Genomic DNA, 19,765 nt, shown 5'->3' with positions numbered 1-19,765 from the left:
TAGCCACCGCAGCGGGTGCCGCACAGGCCACGGTGAGTCACCCGTGACCGGTCCGGCACCACGACCGCGCGGTCCGGGCGGTTCAGGAGGCGGGCGGCTCGGCCCCCACCAGCCACATCGCGAAGAACTGCGCGCCGCCGCCGTACGCGTGCCCGAGGGCCCTGCGGGCTTCCGGGACCTGGTGTTCCCCGGCCCGGCCGCGCACCTGGAGGGCCGCCTCGGCGAAGCGGATCATGCCGGAGGCGCCGATGGGGTTGGTGGACAGGACCCCGCCCGAGGGATTGACCGGAAGGTCCCCGTCGAGTTCGGTGACCCCGGCCTCGGTGAGCTTCCAGCCTTCGCCCTCCGCCGCGAATCCGAGGTTCTCCAGCCACATGGGCTCGTACCAGGAGAACGGCACGTACATCTCCACCGCGTCGATCTGCCGGCGCGGGTCGGTGATCCCGGCCTGCCGGTAGACGTCGGCCGCGCAGTCCTTGCCGGCCTGCGGGGAGACGAAGTCCTTGCCCGCGAAGAGGGTGGGCTCGCTGCGCATGGCTCCGCCGTGCACCCAGGCCGCGGGCTGCGGCGCACGGGCCGCGCCCGCCCGGTCGGTGAGGATCATCGCGCAGGCCCCGTCCGAGGAGGGGCAGGTCTCGGAGTACCTGATCGGGTCCCACAGCATCGGCGAGGCCTGGACCTTCTCCAGGGTGATGTCGTGCTCGTGCAGGTGTGCGTACGGGTTCTTCAGCGCGTTGCGCCGGTCCTTGTAGGCCACCAGCGAGCCCACCGTGTCCGGCGCGCCGGTGCGCCGCATGTACGCGCGCACGTGCGGGGCGAAGAACCCGCCCGCGCCCGCCAGCAGCGGCTGCTGGAAGGGGACGGGGAGGGAGAGGCCCCACATGGCGTTCGACTCGGACTGCTTCTCGAAGGCGAGGGTGAGGACGGTGCGGTGGACGCGGGCCGCGACGAGGTTGGCGGCGACGAGGGCCGTGGACCCGCCGACCGAACCCGCCGTGTGCACGCGCAGCATCGGCTTGCCGACCGCGCCGAGCGCGTCCGCCAGGTACAGCTCCGGCATCATCACGCCCTCGAAGAAGTCGGGGGCCTTGCCGATGACGACCGCGTCGATGTCCGCCCAGGTCAGCTCGGCGTCCGCGAGGGCGCGCGCCGCGGCCTCCCGGACCAGTCCGGCGATGGAGACGTCGTGGCGGGCGGCGACGTGCTTGGTCTGGCCGATCCCGACGACGGCGACCGGCTCCTTGCCCGTGGTGCTCATGCGGGGTCCCCTTCCAGGACGGCGACCAGGTTCTGCTGGAGGCAGGGGCCGGAGGTGGCGTGGGCGACGGCCCGGTCGGAGGCGCCGCGGTGGATCCGTGCGGCGGCCTCGCCGATCCGGATCAGGCCGGCGGCCATGACGGGGTTGGCGGCGAGCGCCCCGCCGGAGGCGTTGACGGTCACCCCGTCGCCGAGGCCGAGGGCCTTGCGGAGCACGACTTCCTGGGAGGAGAACGGCGCGTGCAGTTCCGCCGTGTCCACCGGGGCGTCGAACAGCCCGGCGCGCTCGGCGGCGGTCCGCGTGGACGGGGAGTCGGTGAGGTCGCGCAGGCCCAGGCCGTGCGCCTCGATGCGGTGGTCGATGCCGGTGATCCAGGCGGGGCGCTCGCACAGCCGCCGGGCCGTGTCCCCGGCGGCGAGGATCACGGCTGCCGCGCCGTCGCCGATGGGCGGGCAGTCGCCGGTGCGCAGCGGACGGACCTGGTAGTCGCCCTGGGGCACGGAGCCGCTGAGCTGGGCGTGCGGGTTGGCCTCGGCGGCGGCGCGGCTGCGGGCTCCGATGGCGGCGAGGGCGGCCTCGTCGGTCTCGCCCGCGTCGATCAGGGCCTGGGCCTGGAGGGCGGCCAGGGCCACGGAGTCGGGCCAGAGCGGGGCGAGGTAGTACGGGTCGAGCTGCCGGGTCAGTACGTCGCGTACGGATCCCGGGGAGGACTTGCCGTACGAGTAGACGAGCGCGGTGTCGGCCTCGCCGGTCTGGATCTTGACCCAGGCCTCGTACAGGGCCCAGGCGCCGTCCATCTCGACGTGCGATTCGGAGATCGGCGGCCAGGCGCCGACCCCGTCCAGGGTCATGGTGAAGGAGAAGGCCCGGCCGGCCAGGTAGTCGCTGGAGCCGGAGCAGGTGAATCCGATCTCGCCGGCCTTGAGGCCGGTCGTGGCCAGGACCTGGTGCAGGACCGGCATGACCATCTCGACTTCGCTGAGTTCGTCGGTGCGGCGCAGGTGGTCGCTCTGCGCGAAGGCGACGACGGCCACATCGCGCGCGTGCCTGCTCGTCCTGGGCATCAGATGAGCTCCTTGTACGCGTCGTAGTCCGCGTCCGGTTCGCCGGTGGGGCGGTAGTGGTCGGGGTAGCGGCCGCCTTCGGTCCACACGGGCTCGACGCGCAGGCCCATGCGGACCTGGTCGTACGGGATCCCGCCGATCCGGCCGTGCAGGGCGAGCCCGGCGCCGTCGAGGGCGATGTGGGCGTAGACGTACGGGACTTCGATGTCGAGGTTCCGCGCCTTGATGTTGACGATGCAATAGGTGGTGACGGTGCCGGCCGGGCCGACCTCGACCTGGTCGGTGGTGGCGACCCCGCAGGTGGGGCAGGCGCCGCGCGGCGGCACGTACACCTTGTGGCAGGAGGGACAGCGCTCGCCGATGGTCTTCTGCTCGGAGAGCCCGTTGATGTAGGCGGTCTGGGCGCGGCCGGGACTGTACGTGTAATCCAGGCGGGCTTCGGCGACGATGCCGGTGACGGCCTCCGCGAAGACCCCGTCGTGCGGGGTGGCGGCCCGCCTGGTGGCGCGCCCGTCGTGGGGCTCGTCGTGGGGCTCGAAGCAGGCGATGTCGGTGATCGCCCCGGTCCGCTCGGCGGCCCACCGCACGCGCACCCGCATCCCGGTGCGCACGGATTCGGGGCCGGGGGCGTCGAGGGCGTGCAGGAGGGCGGTGTCGGCCCCGTCGAGGGTGACCAGCACCCAGGCGAAGGGGGTGTCCAGGGGCTGGTTCGGCCGGGGCCGGTCGTTCCAGGCCCAGGTGGTGACGGTGCCGGTGGTGGCGACCTCGACGAGCTCGCGGATCTCCTCGGCGGTGCGCGGATCGTACTCGACGGGCGGCACCATCACGGTCCCGTCGGAGGTCTTCACCCCGAGCACGACTCCTTCGCGCAGCCCGGTGAGGAACGCGGACTGCACGGGTCCGAGGGACCGGGTGAAGGGAAACTCGACGACGAGCGGCGCACGGAGCACCTCGGGCGGGGACGCGGGGGCTGTCACGGGTGACTCTCCAATGTTCAGGGCGGGCCCATGTCAGCCCACCGTCATTCGAGGAAGGGGGCCGCCAAACCCAGCCCCCGCCGGCACTTGAGGCACGGGGGGCCACAATCCAGCCCCGCCGACGTGTGAGGCGCGGGGGGCCACCATCCAGCCCCGCCGACGTGTGAGGCGCGGGGGGCCACCATCCAGCCCCGCCGGCCTGTGAGGCGCGGGGGGGCCGCAATCCAGCCCCGCCGGCCTGTGAGGCGCGGGGGGCCACAATCCAGCCCCGCCAGCGTGTGAGGTGCGGGGGGGCCACAATCCAGCCCCGCCGGCGTTTGAGGCGCGGGGGGCCACCATCCAGCCCCGCCGGCGTTTGAGGCGCGGGGCCCGGGGCGGAGCCCCGGCAGCGGCGCCGCACCGCACCTCCCCCCAGCCGCGACGCCGGTCAGGGGCCCGGGAGGCTACTCCCGCCGATACACCGCAGGCCGCTTCTCCGCAAAGGCCCGCGCCCCCTCCTTCGCATCGGCGGTGTCGAAGATCGGCCACCCCCGCAGCAGTTCGGACGCCAGCCCCTCCGACTCCGTCAGCCCTGCGGTCTCGTAGACCGAGGCCTTCACGGCCTCCACGGCGAGCGGCCCGCACTCGTTGATCCGCCCTGCGATCTCCAGCGCGGCCTCGAGCGCCGCCCCTTCCGGCACCACGCTCCCCACCAGCCCGATCCGCGCCGCCTCCTCCGCCGAGTACGGCCGTCCGGTCAGCAGCATCTCCAGCGCGTGCGTCCGCGGAATCTGCCGCGGCAGCCGCACCGTCGAGCCGCCGATCGGGAAGAGCCCCCTTTTGACCTCGAACAGCCCGAAGGTGGCCCCCGCACCCGCGACCCGGATGTCCGTGCCCTGGAGGATCTCGGTCCCGCCGGCCACGCAGTACCCCTCCACGGCGGCGATGACCGGTTTGCGCGGCCGGTGGTGGCGGAGCATGGCCTTCCAGTGCAGGTCCGGGTCGGCCTTGAGCCGGTCCCGGTACTGGTCGCCCGCCATGCCCTTGCCGGCCAGGGCCTTGAGGTCCATGCCCGCGCAGAAGTCACCGCCCGCGCCGGTCAGGACGACGGAGCGGATCGTGTCGTCGGCGTCCGCCTCCAGCCACCCGTCGTAGAGCCCCACCAGCAGCGGCAGCGAGAGCGCGTTCTTCGCCTCGGGCCTGTTCATGGTGAGCACCAGCGTGGCGCCGTGCCGTTCCACGGTCAGGTGTTCCGTCCCACCCATTGCCGTCCTCCCGTCTCAAGACCTAGAACAGGTTGCAGTAGGCGGGGGTGCAGTTCAATAGTTTTCTGACACTCAGTCAGTTTTCTTGGGCGACTCCCTTCCCACTTGCGGTCGGCACGGCTCTAATGACCGCCGGAGCAGACCAGCCATGGACATTCCAGGGTCAGGAGGAACGGTGGAGTACAACCTTGCCGACCTGTTCGAGTCGGTCGTGGACGTGGTTCCGGACCGCGAGGCCCTCGTGTACGTGGACCACCCCGGGACGGGCGCCGAGCGCCGGCTCACGTACGCGGAGCTGGACTCGGCGGCGAACCGGATCGCGCACCACCTGCTGGACAGCGGGCTGCGGCCCGGCGAGCACCTGGGCCTGCACCTCTACAACGGGATCGAGTACCTGCAGACCGTACTGGCCTGCCTGAAGGCCCGGCTGGTTCCGGTGAACGTGAACTACCGGTACGTGGAGGAGGAGCTGGTCTACCTCTACAACGACGCCGATCTCGCCGCGCTCGTCTTCGAGGGCGAGTTCACCGAACGGGTCGCCGCCGCACTGCCGCAGACCACGAAGCTCCGCCACCTGATCCGGGTGGGAACCGCTCCGGAGGGGGCCCGGGAGCCCGCCATCGCGCCGGTGGAGTTCCCGGACGCCGAGGCGGCCGGCTCGCCCGACCGCGGTTTCCCGCCCCGCAGCCCGGACGACCTGTTCATCATCTACACCGGCGGCACGACCGGTATGCCCAAGGGCGTCATGTGGCGGGCGGAGGACCTCTTCTTCGCCGGACTCTTCGGCGGCGAACCGTCGGGCGAACCGGTGAAGCGGCCCGAGGAACTGGCCGAGCGGGTCGCGGCGCGCGGCGCGGGCCTGACCTTCTTCCCGGCCCCTCCCCTCATGCACGGGACGTCCACGCTCACCTCCTTCATCGCCTTCAACTACGGCCAGCGGGTGGTCATCCACCGCAAGTACGCGCCGGAGGAGGTGCTGCGGACCATCGAGAAGGAGAAGGTCTCCAGCGTGTCGCTGGTGGGCGACGCCATGCTCCGGCCGCTGATCGACGCCTTGAACGGCCCCCTGAAGGGCACCGACCTGTCATCCCTCTTCAGCGTCTCCTCCTCCGGCGCGATCATGTCGGAGACGGTGCGCGCCGAGTTCCAGCGGCTCGTACCGAACGTGCTGCTCCTGAACAACTTCGGCTCCTCGGAGTCCGGCTCCAACGGGCGGGCCACCAGCGACTCCGGACCGGAGAAGGGCTTCCGCCTCGAGGTCAACGACCGTACGCAGGTGGTCGACCCGGTGACGCACGAGCCCGTGCCGGTGGGCGTACCGGGCCGCCTGGCGCAGCGCGGCCACGTCCCGCTCGGCTACTACAACGACCCGGCCAAAACCGCCGAGACCTTCTTCCAGAAGGGCGCGGAGCGGTGGGTGCTGCTCGGCGACATGGCCACGGTGGACGAGCAGGGCATCGTCACGGTCCTCGGGCGCGGCTCGCAGTGCATCAACACGGGCGGCGAGAAGGTCTATCCGGAGGAGGTCGAGCAGGCACTGAAGTCGCATCCGGACGTGTACGACGCGCTGGTCGCGGGTGTCCCGGACCCGACGTGGGGCAACCACGTGGCGGCGGTGGTCCAGATCCGCCCGGGCGCCCCGGAGCCGACCCTGGACGAGATCCAGACCCACTGCCGCACCCGCCTTGCGGGCTACAAGATCCCCCGCCAGCTGGTCATCACCCCCGGCATCCAACGTTCCCCCAGCGGCAAGGCGGACTACCGCTGGGCGAAGTCCGTGGCCACGGAGGCAGACACCGGCGCGCGACCGGAGGCCTAGGTATAACTGCCGGACGTTGTCGACACTCAGGGGCTCCGGCCACGGATAGCGTCTGGCACCGGAAACGTCGCTCGGGCACTGGCCCACGGCTGGAGCGCCGCACGACACGAGGTGCTCCTCGGATCACGCACACCCAACGACCGCACCGGCCTCGGTCTTCGGGGCACCGGCGCTGACCGGCACCCTGCTGATCGATGTCGGGGTCGGCCTGCGGACGGCCTCGACGGCCCGAGCACGGTCTTCCTCTCCGGCGACGACGCCGAAGCCGAACGGACCACCGGCCGGCTGCTCACCGACCTCGGCCGGCCCCCGTCGTCCCAGCTGGACCTCGGCGGCGTCTCCACCGCACGCGGACAGGAGCATCATCAAGGTGGTCACCCGCCTCTCCGCCCGGGTGCGAGCCCGGCCTGCGCCGGTCAGACCTCCGCCGGTCAGGCCTCCGCGGTGAGGAACCGCTCCACGCGGCTCGTGAACCAGGCGGGGTCGTCCAGCCAGGGGAAGTGGCAGGCCCGGGGCTGGACGTCGACCGCGCCCCGCGGGAACAGCTCCGCAAGCCGGGCCGCGAGGGCCGGGCGGGGGTTCCCGTCCAGCTCCCCGGCCAGGACCAGCACCTTCCCCGCGACCCGGCGGAGCCCGGCCCTCGTGCCGGGCGGATCGAACGCCCCGGCACCCGCGAAGGCGTTCGCCGCCTTCTCGTTCTGCTGCCGCGCGTTCGCCGCGCAATGCGCCCGGGCCGTGTCGTCCCAACGCCCGTAGAAGAGTGGTGCGGCGAGGTCCCAGTCCGCATCGGAGCCGTCACCGGCGGCTGCCAGGATCCGTGCGTAAGCCTCGATGGCGGTGTCGTAGGGCTCGCGGCCCGCCCGCAGCCGGGCGCCCTCCAACCGGTCCTCCGGGGTGACCGGGAGGTCCACCGCCCAGGCGGTCGGCGTGACGAGGACCATGCGGCGGATCCGCTCCGGATGGGCGGCCGCGTAGAGCTGGGCGAGGTTCCCGCCGGCGGAGTGGGCGAGGAGGTCCATGCCCTCCAGACCCAGGTGCACGCGGAGCGCCTCGACGTCGGCGACCTGGTGGTCGGCCCGGTACGTCGACTCGTCCGCCGGTATGGCGGAGTCGCCCGTACCGCGGAGGTCGAGGAGGACGAGGCGGCGCCCGGCGGTCAGCCCGCCCAGGTCCCCCAGGTACTCCGAGGCGCGCATGGCGCCGCCCGGCAGGCAGACGAGCGGTTCGCCCTCTCCCCGGACGTGGTAGGCGAGTTCGGTCCCGTCGTAGGTGGTGAAGGTAGGCATGCGGGCCATCACATCAGACGATCACTCGTTCGAGTCATTGCTTTACCCCGCGACGCACTGGCAATCTACCGAATGATCGGTCGGGTGCTCACGAAGAGGTGACGGCAATGGCGGCATACGCGGATCTCCACGACGAAGGCCAGGACGCGGACGGAGCGGACGAAGGCGAGCGGCTCAGCGGTGACGAGCTGGCGGCCCTTCAGCTGACGCGGCTGCGCGCGACCCTGCACCGCGTCTACGAGCGGGTGCCCTTCTACCGGCAGGCCTTCGACAAGGCCGGCGTCCACCCCGACGACTGCCGCACCCTCGCCGACCTCGCCCTTTTCCCCTTCACGTCCAAGAGCGACCTGCGCGACCAGTACCCCTTCGGGATGTTCGCCGTACCGCGCTCCGAGGTCCGCCGGATCCACGCCTCCAGCGGTACCACCGGGCGTCCCACGGTCGTCGGGTACACCGACCGGGATCTGTCCACGTGGGCGGAGGTCGTGGCCCGGTCCCTGCGCGCCGCCGGCGCCAGACCGGGCCAGATCGTCCACATCGCCTACGGCTACGGACTGTTCACGGGCGGCCTCGGCGCCCACTACGGCGCCGAGCGCCTGGGCTGTACGGTCGTGCCCGCCTCGGGCGGGATGACCGACCGCCAGGTCCGGCTGATCCAGGACTTCCGGCCGGAGGTCATCATGGTGACCCCCTCGTACATGCTCACCCTGCTGGACGAGATGGAGCGTCAGGGCATGGATCCGCGCGCGACCTCCCTCCGCACGGGGATCTTCGGCGCGGAGCCGTGGACCGAGGAGATGCGCCGGGAGATCGAGGACCGGCTGGGCATCGACGCGGTGGACATCTACGGCCTGTCCGAGGTGATGGGCCCGGGTGTGGCGCAGGAGTTCGCGGCGGGCAAGGACGGGCTCCACATATGGGAGGACCACTTCTATCCGGAGGTGGTCGATCCACTGACCGGCGAGGTGCTGCCGGAGGGCGAGCCCGGCGAGCTGGTGTTCACCTCCCTCACCAAAGAGGCCATGCCGGTGATCCGCTACCGCACCCGGGATCTGACGCGGCTGCTGCCCGGCACGGCGCGGCCCGCGTTCCGCCGCATGGAGAAGGTCACCGGGCGCAGCGACGACATGATCATCCTGCGCGGGGTGAACCTGTATCCGACCCAGATCGAGGAGGTCCTGTTGCGGACGGAAGGTCTGGCTCCGCACTTTCAGCTGCGGCTGGCCAAGGAGGGCAGGATGGACGCCCTGACCGTACGGGTGGAGGCGCGCCGGGAGGCGGACGCCGGTCGGCGGGAGGCCGCGGCCGCCAGCGTGGTCCGGGCGGTCAAGGAGGGGATCGGGGTGTCCGTCCGGGTGGAGGTGGTCGAGCCGGAGACCTTGGAGCGTTCGGTGGGCAAGATCAAACGGCTGGTGGACCTCCGGGACATACGTGAAGGCGGCTGAAACCACCCCTTCGGGCCCAATTCGGGGCGGCCCCCGAGAGCCGTCGGAGCCGCCCGGGTAGTGCATACGGCGTGACCTCGTTCTTGTGGAAGCTCTACAACCGGCTCCAGGGCTCCCTCGCGGGGCTGGCCTGGAGCCGCGGCCGGGAAATGGAGCTGATGCACCGGGCGATGGGCTTCGCGGCCCTCGGGTTCCTCACGCTGGTGCCGCTGCTGGTGGTCGTCGCAGCCGCCGCACCCGGCAGCGGCTCGGGCTTCGGCCGCTGGCTCGGCCAGGCCCTCGGGGTGACGGAGGACTCGCGGGCCCGGGTCGAGGCGCTGTTCGGGACGGCGGACCTGGCGCTGGAGCGGACCACTGCCTTCGGTCTGGCGGCCCTGGCCGTCTTCGGCCTGACCTTCGGCTCGGCCGTGCAGACCGGCTACGAGAAGGTGTGGGACGTGCCCACCGCCCGGTGGCACACCATGTGGCGGCACGTGGTCTGGCTCGCCCTGCTGGTCTGCTACCTCGCGCTGCTCGTCGAGATCCCGGCGCCGTCGAACGACGCCGTCGGCACGGTCCTGGGCACCGCGGGCGACCTGCTCGGCACGTGCGTGTTCTTCGTCGCCTCGCAGCGGCTGCTGCTCGGGGGCCGGGTCCGCTGGCGGGCCCTGGTGCCGGGGGCGGTGGCCACCAGTGTCGGGCTGCTGGGGCTGCGCGTGTTCTCGCAGCTGGTGTTCTCTCCGCTGATCGCCTCCAACGCCGTGACCTACGGCCCGTTCGGGAGTCTGCTGGTCGTCCAGTCCTGGCTCGTCGGTGTCGGGTTCGTGGTCTACGGCGGCGCCCTCGTCGGCCGCCTCGTCCACGAGCACCTCACGCTGCGCAGCCTCGAGCGCCGCGGATACCTCCCCGCGGAGGACCCCCCTCCGCACACCCCTCATGATCTGGGAGGGGGCTGACCCGGCGGGTCCGCGGGTGCCAGGATGAACGCACTGCCGGCAACCACCTTCACCCGCAGGGGGAATGATGTCCGTTCAGGACCTGGAGACCACGGCCGAGGGCCGGGTCTGGCTGATCACCGGAGCCTCGTCCGGCTTCGGCCGCACGCTCACCGAGGCCGCGCTCGCGGCCGGGGACACCGTGGTCGGGGGGGCCCGCCGCCCGGACGCGCTCGCCGCACTGGCGGCCGCGCACCCCGATCGCCTCTTACCGCTCGCCATGGACGTGACGGACATCGGGCGCGCGGAGGAGGTCGTCGCGGAGGTCGTGGGCCGCTGGGGCCGGATCGACGTCCTCGTCAACAACGCCGGCCGGGGTCTGGTCGGCGCCGTGGAGGAGACCTCCGACGCCGAGCTGCGTGAACTGATGGAGCTGCACTTCTTCGGCCCGGCGGCGCTCACCCGGGCCGCGCTGCCGTACATGCGGGCACGCAAGTCGGGCGCCGTGGTGCAGATGAGCAGCATGGGCGGGCGGCTGGCCTTCCCCGGTGTCGGTGCGTACTGCGCGGCGAAGTTCGCCCTCGAGGGCCTGACCGAGGCGCTCGCCGCCGAGGTGGCCGCCTTCGGCATCAAGACCCTGATCGTGGAGCCCGGCTCCTTCCGTACCGGGTTCGCCGGCGGGAACGCGCTGCGGCAGACCCCGGCGCTGCCCGCCTACGAGGACATCGTCGGGCCGATGCGGCAGGGGCTGCCGGCCAGCGACGGCCACCAGCCCGGCGACCCGGTCAAGGCGGCCGCCGCGATCCTGTCCGCACTGGACGCGGAGGTCACGCCGCGGCGGCTGGCCCTGGGCAACGACGCCGTCGACTTCATCACGGCCCACGCGGACGCCGCCCGCGCGGAGGCACAGGCCTGGGAGTCGGTCAGCCGGTCCACGGACTTCGACGCCGCGTCGCCTGCGGCGCCGTAAACGGGCGGAGACGGACGGAGGTGCGGGAGGGTCCGGCCGGCCCCTCCCGCATCTGCGCCGCCGGCTCGGATACCAAACGGGATGTTGACAGACCATCAGACAGCCTGCATGAGTGTGGGGGCACGGACAGCACCGCCCGCAACACGGGCAACCCCGCTCATCCGCAGGCTACTTGGGAGGTCTGTTGCTCCGCACCCGCCCGATATTCCGCCGCGTCGCCCTCACCGGCGCCGCGCTGCTCGCCACGACGGCCGCGATACCCCAGGCCGCCGCGGCCACCGGGGACGCAGTCCCGTCCGGCGGGGGTCTGTCCGCCGTCATCCGGTACACGGAGAACGGCATCCCGCACATACTCGCCCGCGACTACGCGCACCTGGGGTTCGGCACCGGCTGGGCCCAAGCCGCCGACCAGGTGTGCGTGCTCGCAGACGGGTTCGTGACCGTCGCCGGTGAGCGCTCGCGCTGGTTCGGCGCCGACGCCGCACCCGACGGATCGCTGTCCTCCGCCACCCGGAACCTCACCAGCGACCTGTACTTCAAGGGCGTACGGGAGTCCGGCACGGTGGAGAAGCTGCTCGCCACCCCCGCTCCGGCCGGCCCCGGCAGGGACCTGCGGGAGCTGATGCGCGGCTGGGCCGCCGGATACAACGCCTGGCTCACCCAGAACAAGATCACCGACCCTGCCTGCAAGGGCGCGGCCTGGGTCCGCCCCGTCACCGCCACCGACGTGGCCGCCCGCGGGTTCGCGGTCTCCGTCCTCGGCGGCCAGGGCCGCGGGATCGACGGCATCACGGCCGCCCGGCCGCCGGCCGCGGCGCCCGCCGGCCCGGGCGCCCGTACGACGCCGCCCCTGGAGGCGGATCCGGCCGCCGCGGCCGAGGCGGCGCGGGAGTTCTTCGACACCAGCCGCTATGACATGGGCTCCAACGCGGTGGCCTTCGCCGGTTCCACCACGGCGAACGGCAGCGGCCTGCTGCTCGGCAACCCGCACTACCCCTGGCACGGCGGGCGCCGCTTCTGGCAGTCGCAGCAGACCATCCCGGGCGAACTGAACGTCTCGGGCGGCTCACTGCTCGGCACCACCGTGGTCAACATCGGCTTCAACGAGAAGGTGGCCTGGAGCCACACGGTGGCCACCGGCACACCTGTCAGCCTGCACCAGCTCACCCTCGATCCCGCCGACCCGACCGCCTACCTGGTCGACGGCGTCCCGGAGAAGATGACCGGCCGGACCGTCACCGTCGAGGTGGCGGGCGGCGATCCGGTGACCCGGACCCAGTGGTGGACCCGCTACGGGCCGGTCGTCTCGCAGCTCGGCCCGAGCCTGCCGCTTCCCTGGACGGCGGGCACCGCGTACGCGCTGAACGACCCCAACGCGGCGAACCTGCGCGGCTCCGACACCGCCCTCGCCATCGGCAAGGCCCGCTCGGTGGCCGGGATCCAGGACGCCCTGCGGCGCACCCAGGGCCTGCCCTGGGTCAACACCGTGGCCGCCGACTCGGCGGGCGGCACCCTGTTCACCCAGTCCCAGGTGCTCCCCCGGATCACCGACGAGCTCGCCGCCCGCTGCTCCACACCACTGGGCAGGGCCACGTACCCGGCCTCGGGGCTGGCGGTCCTGGACGGGGCGCGCGGCGACTGCGCGCTCGGCTCGGACCCGGACGCCGTACAGCCGGGGGTCTTCGGACCGGGCAAGGCGCCGACGCTGCGCGACGCCCCGTACGCCGAGAACTCCAACGACAGCGCCTGGCTGGCTCATGCGGAGCGGCCGCTGACCGGCTACGAGCGGATCTGGGGCACTGCGGGGACTCCGCGCTCGCTGCGCACGCGGGGTGCGGTCGAGGACGTCGCGGGGATGGCGGCGAAGGGCGGGCTGACGGTGGCCGATCTGCAGAAGCAGCAGTTCGCCAACCGGGTGCCGGCCGGTGACCTGGCGGCGGCCGACGCGGCGAAGGCCTGCGCAGCGCTGCCGGGCGGTACGGCGACGGCGGGCGACGGAGCGGTGGTGGACGTGTCGGCGGCCTGCCCGGTGCTGGCGGCCTGGGACCGTACAGCCGACGCCTCCAGCCGCGGCGCACTGCTCTTCGACCGGTTCTGGCGCAAGCTGACGGCGGCGACCCCGGCCAGGGACCTGTGGCTGGTGCCGTTCTCGGCCGCCGATCCGGTCCGCACGCCCCGTACGCTCAACCAGGCGGCGCCGGGGATCGGCCGGGCGCTCGCCGACGCGGTGGCGGAGCTGAACGCGGCGGGGATCGCACTGGACGCGCCGCTGGGCGAGCACCAGTTCGTGGTCCGCGGTGGCGAGAAGCTGCCGGTGGGCGGCGGCACCGAGGCGCTCGGCGTCTGGAACAAGATCGAGGCGCCGTGGAACGCGGCGGTTGGCGGCTATCCGGAGGTCCTGCACGGCCCCAGTCACGTCCAGGCGGTCGGCTGGGACGGCGGCCGCTGTCCGGTGGCGCGCACCCTGCTGACGTACAGCCAGTCGGCGAACCCGAACTCGCCGTACTACGCCGACCAGACCCGGATGTTCTCGCAGGAGCGCTGGGTGACCTCCAGATTCTGCGAGCGGGACATCCTCATCTCGCCGAAGCTGAAGGTGGTGTGGCCACGCGAGCGCAGGTGACCGATGGCTGCCCTTCCTGGCCGTGACCCACACCGCCCACCGGCTCACGGGCTCACCGGCTCACGGGCTCACGGCCAGGAAGAGGTACGCGGCCAGCAGGACGAGGTGGACACCGCCCTGCAGCAGGGTGGCGCGGCCCGGGGCGATGGTGAGGGCGCTGACCACGACGGTCAGGGCGAGGAGCACCATGTGGATCGGGCCGAGGCCGAGCAGCAGCGGGCCGGAGAGCCAGATCGAGGCGAGGGCGATGGCCGGGATGGTCAGGCCGATGCTGGCGATGGCGGAGCCGTAGGCCAGGTTGAGGCTGGTCTGGACGCGGTCGCGGCGGGCGGCGCGGACGGCGGCCAGGGTTTCGGGCAGCAGGACGAGCAGGGCGATGATCACACCGACGACGGCGTTCGGCAGGCCGGCGTCGGCCACGCCCGCCTCGATGGTCGGGGAGACGGCCTTGGCGTTTCCGACGACGGCGACGAGCGCGACCAGCAGCAGGCCGAGGCTGACCAGGGCGGCCCGGGCGCTGGGCGGCTCGGCATGCCCGTCGTGCGCGTCCGGCCCGCCGGGGCGGGGCGCGGTGTCCACGGGGAGGAAGTAGTCGCGGTGCCGGACCGTCTGGACGGCGACGAACAGTCCGTAGAGGGCGAGCGAGGCGACCGCGGCGAAGGTCAGCTGGGCGGTGGAGAACTCCGGGCCGGGCTTGCTGGTGGTGAAGGTCGGCAGGACGAGGCTGAGGACGGCGAGGGTCGCGACGGTGGCCAGCGCCGCCCCGGAGCCCTCGGCGTTGAAGACGGCGACCCGGTTGCGCAGGGCGCCGACGAGCAGGGACAGACCCACGATGCCGTTGCAGGTGATCATGACGGCGGCGAAGACCGTGTCCCGGGCGAGGGAGGAGGTCTTGTCGCCGCCATCGGCCATCAGGGTGACGATGAGCGCGACTTCGATGACGGTGACGGCGACGGCGAGGACGAGGGAGCCGAAGGGTTCGCCGACGCGGTGCGCGACGACCTCGGCGTGGTGCACGGCCGCCAGCACCGCCCCGGCGAGGCACAGGGCGACCAGGGCCACCGCGAATCCCGGCAGGTCGCGCCCCCAGCCGAAGACGAGCGCGACGAGCGCCACCAGGGGGACCAGGACGGTCCAGTCGGCCAGGGGTGATCTGCGGGTTGCCGTACTCATATCAGCCAACTTGCCAGAACTGTCCCCTCGATGCGCCGCACGGCGCGCATGCGGGGCTCTGACGTGGCCTTTCTCACGACGGCTCCGGGCGCGGCGGCGGCCTTGGCGCCGGCCGGCCGGAGCCTCTGGGGCCGGCCGTCACATCGCGCGCTCGCGGCCCTCCCAGTACGGGTCGCGCAGCCGCCGCTTGTACAGCTTGCCGTTCGGGTCGCGCGGCATCGTCTCGATGAAGTCGACCGTCTTGGGGCGCTTGTAGCCGGCGAGCTGCCGCTCGCAGTGGTGCAGGATCTCCGTGGCCAGGGCGTCGCCCGCCACGAAGCCCTCCGCCGGTTCGATGACGGCCTTGACCTCCTCGCCCCAGTCGGCGTGCGGGATGCCGAAGGCGGCGGCGTCGGCGACCGCCGGGTGGGTGAGCAGGGCCGACTCGATCTCGGCCGGGTAGATGTTGACCCCGCCCGAGATGATCATGTCGATCTTGCGGTCGCGGAGGAACAGGTAGCCCTCCTCGTCCAGCAGCCCCAGGTCGCCGACGGTGAAGAAGTCGCCGATGCGGTTCTTCTTCGTCTTGCCCTCGTCCTTGTGGTAACTGAAGCCGCCGGTGTTCATCTTGATGTAGACGGTGCCGAGTTCGCCGGCGGGCAGCCGGTTGCCGTCGTCGTCGAAGACGGCGAGCTCGCTGATCGGCCAGGCCTTCCCGACGGTTCCCGGCTTCTTCAGCCAGTCCTCGGCGGTCGCGAAGGCCCCGCCGCCCTCGCTCGCGGCGTAGTACTCCTCCACGCACCGGCCCCACCAGTCGATCATCGCCCGTTTGACGTGGTCGGGGCAGGGGGCGGCACCGTGGATGGCGTGCCGCATCGAGGAGACGTCGTACGCGTCCTTGGTCTCCTGCGGGAGTGCGAGGAGCCGGTGGAACTGGGTCGGGACCATGTGGGTGTGCGTGCACGCGTGCCGGTCGATCAGGCGCAGCATCTCCTGCGGGGTCCACTTGTCCATCAGGACCAGCGGGTGCCCGATGTGCAGGGCGGCGCCCGCGAACTGCAGGACGGCCGTGTGGTAGAGCGGCGAGCACACCAGGTGGACGTTGCCGTCGAAGGGGCGGATGCCGAAGATGCCGAGGAAGCCGCCGAGGTACGTCTCCTCCGGGAGCTTGCCGGGCAGCGGGCGGCGGATCCCGCGCGGGCGGCCGGTGGTGCCGGAGGTGTAGTTCATGACCCAGCCGAGGGTGCGGTCCTCGGGTGGCGTGGCGGGCCGTCCGTCCAGGAGTTCCCCGTACGGGCGGAAGCCCGGGACCGATCCGACGGCGTAGCGGTGGCTCGCGGGCAGGGCCGCCTCGTCGGCCGCGGCGGTGGCGGCCCCGGCGAAGCGCTCGTGGGCGATGAGGACCTTGGCGCCCGAGTCGGAGACGATCCAGGCGATCTCGGGGCCGACCAGGTGGTGGTTGACGGGGACGAGGTAGAAGCCGGCCTGGGAGGCGGCGAGGTAGGCGGTGAGGAACTCGACGCCGTTGGGGAGTACGACGGCGAACACGTCGCCCTGCTCCAGGCCGGCGGCCCGCAGCCCGTGGACGAGGCGGTTGACGTCGGCGTGGAGCCGGCCGGCGGTCCATTCCTCGCCTTCGGGGGTGACGAGGACGGTCCGCTCGGGGTCGGCGGCGGCCTGGGCCCAAAAGCCGTTCGGGGGCTGGTCGGTCACGCTGATCACGCCTCTCGGACTCGGCCTGCGATGCGGTTGATGCGGTCGACGGCGCGCTCGAAGCCCCTCGTCAGGTCGTCGAAAACGGCCTGGACGCTGCGCTCTTCGTTCATCCGGCCGACGATCTGGCCGACGGGCGTGCCGAGCAGCGGCTGGACCTCGTACTTCTGGATCCGGGAGACGGCCTCGGCGACGAGCAGCCCCTGCAGGGGCATGGGGAGTGCGCCGGGGCCCTCCGGGTCGTCCCAGGCGTCGGTCCACTCGGTGCGCAGCTGGCGGGCGGGCTTGCCGGTGAGGGCGCGGGAGCGGACGGTGTCGCCGGAGCCGGCGGCGAGGAGCTTCTCGGTGAGGGCGCGCGAGTGGAGGTCGGCCTCGGTGGTGGTGAGCCAGAGGGAGCCGAGCCAGGCGCCCTGGGCGCCGAGGGCGAGCCCGGCGGCGATCTGCTCGCCGCTGCCGATGCCGCCCGCGGCGAGGACCGGGAGGGGGGCGACGGCCTCGACGATCTCGGGGACCAGGACCATGGTGGCGATGTCCCCGGTGTGGCCGCCGGCCTCGTATCCCTGCGCGACGACGATGTCGATGCCGGCCTCGGCGTGGCGGCGGGCGTGTGTGGGGCTGCCGGCGAGGGCGGCGACGAGGATGCCGCGGTCGTGGGCGCGCGCGATGACATCGGCGGGCGGGGAACCCAGGGCGTTCGCCAGGAGTTTGATGGGGTAGTCGAAGGCGACGTCGAGCTGGTTGCGGGCGACCTGCTCCATCCAGCCGGTGATCCGCCAGCCGGAGGCCTCGCCCTCGGCGAGCTCGGGCACGTGGTGCTTGGCGAGGGTGTCGCGGACGAAGGCGCGGTGGCCGGCCGGGATCATCGCCTCGATGTCGGCTTCGCTGACGCCGTCGACCGCCTTCTTGGCGGGCATGACGACGTCGAGGCCGTAGGGCTTGCCGTCGGTGTGCGCCTGCATCCAGTCGAGGTCGCGTTTGAGGTCGTCGGGCGCGGTGTAGCGGACCGCGCCGAGTACGCCGAATCCGCCCGCCCTGGTGATGGCGGCGGCGACCGCCGGGAAGGGCGTGAAGCCGAAGATGGCGTGCTCGACTCCCAGTTTCTTGCTCAGCTCCGTCTCCATGGGCGGCAGGATGCCGCAGCCCGCCGGTCGAGGGAAGAGATTTTCTGATGCAGCGTCAGATTCTTTAACGGCCGGTCGGTGCGGAGGGTGCCCACCGGGAGGGCAGATACCCACTAACGTGCGGCGCGTCCGGCGCGTCCGGCGCGCATCCCCCGGGGGAACCTTCCGGCGGTACCCCGTCGGTGTCGGAGGCCCGGGGGTCCGGGGCGTCCGGCTGAGCGTCGGGGGCACCCCCGGCGGCGGCTGGGGAAGAGACGCCGCGGCAGACGGACTCGGCGCCGCGGGCCGACCACGACAGCGGACAGGAGGGCCGGACATGGCAGCAGCTACGGGGGCTGACGGGACGACAGGCGAAGGGGCGCAGGCAGGCGGGCCCGGGCAGGGGCACGGCCTGAGCCGGCGCCGCCTGGGTGCCCGGCTGCTCGCGCTCGGCGGGGTGCTCGTACTCCACGCCGCACTCCCCGCCGGCCCCGCCGGAGCGGCCGGCTTCGGCGGTCCGGCCGAACGCCGCGCGCTCCAGGGCCTGCGGCTGCGGTACGGATCCGCACGCCAGGCCGGGCTCCTGGACCGGCACCTGGAGGAGGTGGCGGACGAAGCACGGCGGTTCCTGGGCCCCTCCCCCGAACACCCCTACTACGCCGGGGCGGTGGTCCTCGCGGGCCGGGGCCGCACCATCGCGCTGCACCGCGCCATGGGCGACGCCGTCCGGTACGCGGACTACGACGGGCGGACCGACCGCGCACGGGAGTTCCCGGCGGCCGAGCGGATCGCGATGGCCGAGGACACCGTCTTCGACCTGGCCTCGCTGACGAAACTGTTCACCGCCGTCCTGGCCGTGCAGCAGATGGAGCGCGGCCGGGTGGAGCTGGAGGCTCCGGTCTGCCGCTACCTGCCGCTCTTCACCGGGGGCGGCAAAGAGGTGATCACGGTCCGCCAGCTGCTCACGCACACCTCGGGGCTGCGCTCGTGGGCACCCTTCTACCGGGAATCCACGCAGGAGGGCCGGCTGAGGCTGCTGTGGTCGGTGCAGCCGCAGGAGACGCCGGGGACCGTGTACCGGTATTCCGACCTCAACCTGATCACCCTCCAGCTGCTCCTGGAACAGATCACCGGTCGCACCCTGGACGTCCTGCTCCACGACGAGATCACCGCTCCGCTCGGGATGCACCGCACCCGGTACAACCCGCCGCGCTCCTGGCGCCGGGTCACGGCCGCCACCGAGGTGCAGCGCCCGCCCTGGTCCGGCCTGGACCGCGGGCTGGTGTGGGGCGAGGTCCACGACGAGAACGCGTACGCGCTCGGCGGGGTCGCGGGCCACGCCGGGGTCTTCGGCACCGCCTTCGACCTGGCCGTCCTCGCCCGCACCCTCCTCGACGGCGGCTCCTACGCGGGCCGGCGCATCCTGCGCCCCGCCTCCGTCGAGCTGCTCTTCACCGACTACAACACCTCGTTCCCCGGCGACGACCACGGTCTGGGCTTCGAGCTCTACCAGCACTGGTACATGGGCGCCATGGCCACCCCGCACTCCGCGGGCCACACCGGATTCACCGGCACCTCCCTGGTGCTCGACCCCTCCACCGACTCCTTCCTGATCCTGCTCGGCAACTCCGTCCACCCCGTCCGCACCTGGCGGGCCGGCAGCGCACCGCGGGTCGCCGTCGGCAACCGCTTCGCCCGCGCCGTCCCGGTCCGCACGAGGCACGGGGGCCCGGCCTGGTTCTCCGGAACCACCCCCGGGGCCTCGGGCACCCTCACCCTGCCGCCGCTCACCCCGGCCACGGCGGCCGCCCGGCTGCGCTGCGCCGCGTGGTGGGACACGGTGCCCGGCGAGGGAGCGCTCCACCTGGAGGCCTCGCCCGACGGGGAGCACTGGCAGCCGCTCCCCTTCACCACCCTCCGTTCCACCGGCGGCACCCCCGAGACCTGGCCGGGCGGCTCCGCGAGCGGCTGGTCCGGTCGCATCTGGCACCGTCTCGAGGCGCCCCTGACGGCCGCATGGGCAGGCCGCGAGGTCCGCCTCCGCTTCCGCCACTCCGCGACCGGCCGCTACGTGGGCCGCGGCGTCTACGTGGACCTCATCCGCGTCGCGGAACCGGCCCGCCTCCTCTTCGCGGAGGACCGCCCCGCCGATGCCGCCCGCCTCGAACCCGTCGGCTGGACCCGATCGGCGGACTGAGAC

At 72.8% G+C, this 19,765-nt stretch carries 14 protein-coding genes and 1 pseudogene; 7 read left to right on the top strand and 8 right to left on the bottom strand.

The annotated features are described in order from the left end of the window. Positions 1-82 precede the first annotated feature (82 nt). The 4 genes from ACZ6I1_RS03345 to ACZ6I1_RS03330 all read right to left on the bottom strand — a co-directional run bounded on the left by ACZ6I1_RS03345 (position 83) and on the right by ACZ6I1_RS03330 (position 4,543). Positions 83-1,258 (bottom strand): thiolase domain-containing protein, encoded by a 1,176-nt coding sequence (locus ACZ6I1_RS03345; protein ID WP_469282544.1) that lies wholly within the window; start codon positions 1,256-1,258, stop codon positions 83-85. Then, positions 1,255-2,322, bottom strand: coding sequence for a thiolase domain-containing protein (locus ACZ6I1_RS03340; RefSeq protein WP_469282541.1), 1,068 nt, complete (start codon positions 2,320-2,322; stop codon positions 1,255-1,257). Before ACZ6I1_RS03340 ends, ACZ6I1_RS03345 begins: the two co-directional genes overlap by 4 nt. Beyond that, the gene (locus ACZ6I1_RS03335; RefSeq protein WP_469282539.1) at positions 2,322-3,299 is read right to left on the bottom strand and encodes a Zn-ribbon domain-containing OB-fold protein; all 978 of its coding nucleotides are present in this window, start codon (positions 3,297-3,299) and stop codon (positions 2,322-2,324) included. The genes ACZ6I1_RS03340 and ACZ6I1_RS03335 overlap by 1 nt, the downstream gene beginning before the upstream one ends. Positions 3,300-3,742: 443 nt before the next feature. Next, positions 3,743-4,543 carry a crotonase/enoyl-CoA hydratase family protein gene (locus ACZ6I1_RS03330; protein ID WP_469282537.1) on the bottom strand — a complete coding sequence of 267 codons (801 nt, stop codon included), beginning with the start codon at positions 4,541-4,543 and terminating at the stop codon, positions 3,743-3,745. A 175-nt stretch (positions 4,544-4,718) separates the two neighbouring features. Here ACZ6I1_RS03330 and ACZ6I1_RS03325 point away from each other — a divergent pair, with 175 nt between their 5' ends. Beyond that, a complete protein-coding gene (locus tag ACZ6I1_RS03325) occupies positions 4,719-6,362 on the top strand; it encodes an acyl-CoA synthetase (RefSeq protein ID WP_469282535.1) in 1,644 nt (547 codons plus the stop codon). A 45-nt stretch (positions 6,363-6,407) separates the two neighbouring features. Further along, a pseudogene (locus tag ACZ6I1_RS03320) lies at positions 6,408-6,725 on the top strand (NAD(P)-binding domain-containing protein); the annotation flags it as partial. Between the two features lie 68 nt (positions 6,726-6,793). On the opposite strand, the gene ACZ6I1_RS03315 reads toward ACZ6I1_RS03320, so the two are convergent. Continuing rightward, the gene (locus ACZ6I1_RS03315; protein ID WP_469282533.1) at positions 6,794-7,648 is read right to left on the bottom strand and encodes an alpha/beta fold hydrolase; all 855 of its coding nucleotides are present in this window, start codon (positions 7,646-7,648) and stop codon (positions 6,794-6,796) included. 107 nt (positions 7,649-7,755) lie between these two features. Here ACZ6I1_RS03315 and paaK point away from each other — a divergent pair, with 107 nt between their 5' ends. From paaK to ACZ6I1_RS03295, 4 genes are all read left to right on the top strand, one after another. Beyond that, entirely contained in the window at positions 7,756-9,093 is a 1,338-nt protein-coding gene (paaK, locus tag ACZ6I1_RS03310) for a phenylacetate--CoA ligase PaaK (protein ID WP_469282531.1), read from the top strand. A 149-nt stretch (positions 9,094-9,242) separates the two neighbouring features. After that, entirely contained in the window at positions 9,243-10,028 is a 786-nt protein-coding gene (locus tag ACZ6I1_RS03305) for a YhjD/YihY/BrkB family envelope integrity protein (RefSeq protein WP_469282625.1), read from the top strand. A gap of 67 nt (positions 10,029-10,095) precedes the next feature. After that, complete coding sequence (locus ACZ6I1_RS03300) at positions 10,096-10,977, top strand: oxidoreductase (RefSeq protein WP_469282529.1); 882 nt, start codon at positions 10,096-10,098, stop codon at positions 10,975-10,977. 184 nt (positions 10,978-11,161) lie between these two features. Continuing rightward, the gene (locus ACZ6I1_RS03295; protein WP_469282527.1) at positions 11,162-13,600 is read left to right on the top strand and encodes a penicillin acylase family protein; all 2,439 of its coding nucleotides are present in this window, start codon (positions 11,162-11,164) and stop codon (positions 13,598-13,600) included. 60 nt (positions 13,601-13,660) lie between these two features. On the opposite strand, the gene ACZ6I1_RS03290 is transcribed toward ACZ6I1_RS03295, so the two are convergent. The 3 genes from ACZ6I1_RS03290 to ACZ6I1_RS03280 form a co-directional block, all read right to left on the bottom strand. After that, a complete protein-coding gene (locus ACZ6I1_RS03290) occupies positions 13,661-14,773 on the bottom strand; it encodes a calcium:cation antiporter (RefSeq protein WP_469282525.1) in 1,113 nt (370 codons plus the stop codon). 138 nt (positions 14,774-14,911) lie between these two features. Beyond that, positions 14,912-16,465, bottom strand: coding sequence for an acyl-CoA synthetase (locus ACZ6I1_RS03285; RefSeq protein WP_469282521.1), 1,554 nt, complete (start codon positions 16,463-16,465; stop codon positions 14,912-14,914). A 5-nt stretch (positions 16,466-16,470) separates the two neighbouring features. Continuing rightward, complete coding sequence (locus ACZ6I1_RS03280; RefSeq protein ID WP_469282519.1) at positions 16,471-17,586, bottom strand: NAD(P)H-dependent flavin oxidoreductase; 1,116 nt, start codon at positions 17,584-17,586, stop codon at positions 16,471-16,473. 316 nt (positions 17,587-17,902) lie between these two features. Here ACZ6I1_RS03280 and ACZ6I1_RS03275 point away from each other — a divergent pair, with 316 nt between their 5' ends. Next, positions 17,903-19,762, top strand: coding sequence for a serine hydrolase domain-containing protein (locus ACZ6I1_RS03275; protein WP_469282517.1), 1,860 nt, complete (start codon positions 17,903-17,905; stop codon positions 19,760-19,762). Positions 19,763-19,765 lie beyond the last annotated feature (3 nt).

This window comes from Streptomyces sp. NPDC046303 (genome assembly GCF_055588085.1).
The sequence above is the reverse complement of the archived record's forward strand: the minus strand, read 5'-3'. Positions and strand labels throughout refer to the sequence as shown.

Bases quoted from the DNA above. Each gene is read 5' to 3' on its own strand.
- ACZ6I1_RS03345 (WP_469282544.1), bottom strand. From the start codon at position 1,258: ATGAGCACCACGGGCAAGGAGCCGGTCGCCGTCGTCGGGATCGGCCAG.
- paaK (WP_469282531.1), top strand. From the start codon at position 7,756: ATGGCGGCATACGCGGATCTCCACGACGAAGGCCAGGACGCGGACGGA.
- ACZ6I1_RS03340 (WP_469282541.1), bottom strand. From the start codon at position 2,322: ATGCCCAGGACGAGCAGGCACGCGCGCGATGTGGCCGTCGTCGCCTTC.
- ACZ6I1_RS03305 (WP_469282625.1), top strand. From the start codon at position 9,243: ATGGAGCTGATGCACCGGGCGATGGGCTTCGCGGCCCTCGGGTTCCTC.
- ACZ6I1_RS03330 (WP_469282537.1), bottom strand. From the start codon at position 4,543: ATGGGTGGGACGGAACACCTGACCGTGGAACGGCACGGCGCCACGCTG.
- ACZ6I1_RS03290 (WP_469282525.1), bottom strand. From the start codon at position 14,773: ATGAGTACGGCAACCCGCAGATCACCCCTGGCCGACTGGACCGTCCTG.
- ACZ6I1_RS03315 (WP_469282533.1), bottom strand. From the start codon at position 7,648: ATGCCTACCTTCACCACCTACGACGGGACCGAACTCGCCTACCACGTC.
- ACZ6I1_RS03280 (WP_469282519.1), bottom strand. From the start codon at position 17,586: ATGGAGACGGAGCTGAGCAAGAAACTGGGAGTCGAGCACGCCATCTTC.
- ACZ6I1_RS03300 (WP_469282529.1), top strand. From the start codon at position 10,096: ATGTCCGTTCAGGACCTGGAGACCACGGCCGAGGGCCGGGTCTGGCTG.
- ACZ6I1_RS03275 (WP_469282517.1), top strand. From the start codon at position 17,903: ATGGCAGCAGCTACGGGGGCTGACGGGACGACAGGCGAAGGGGCGCAG.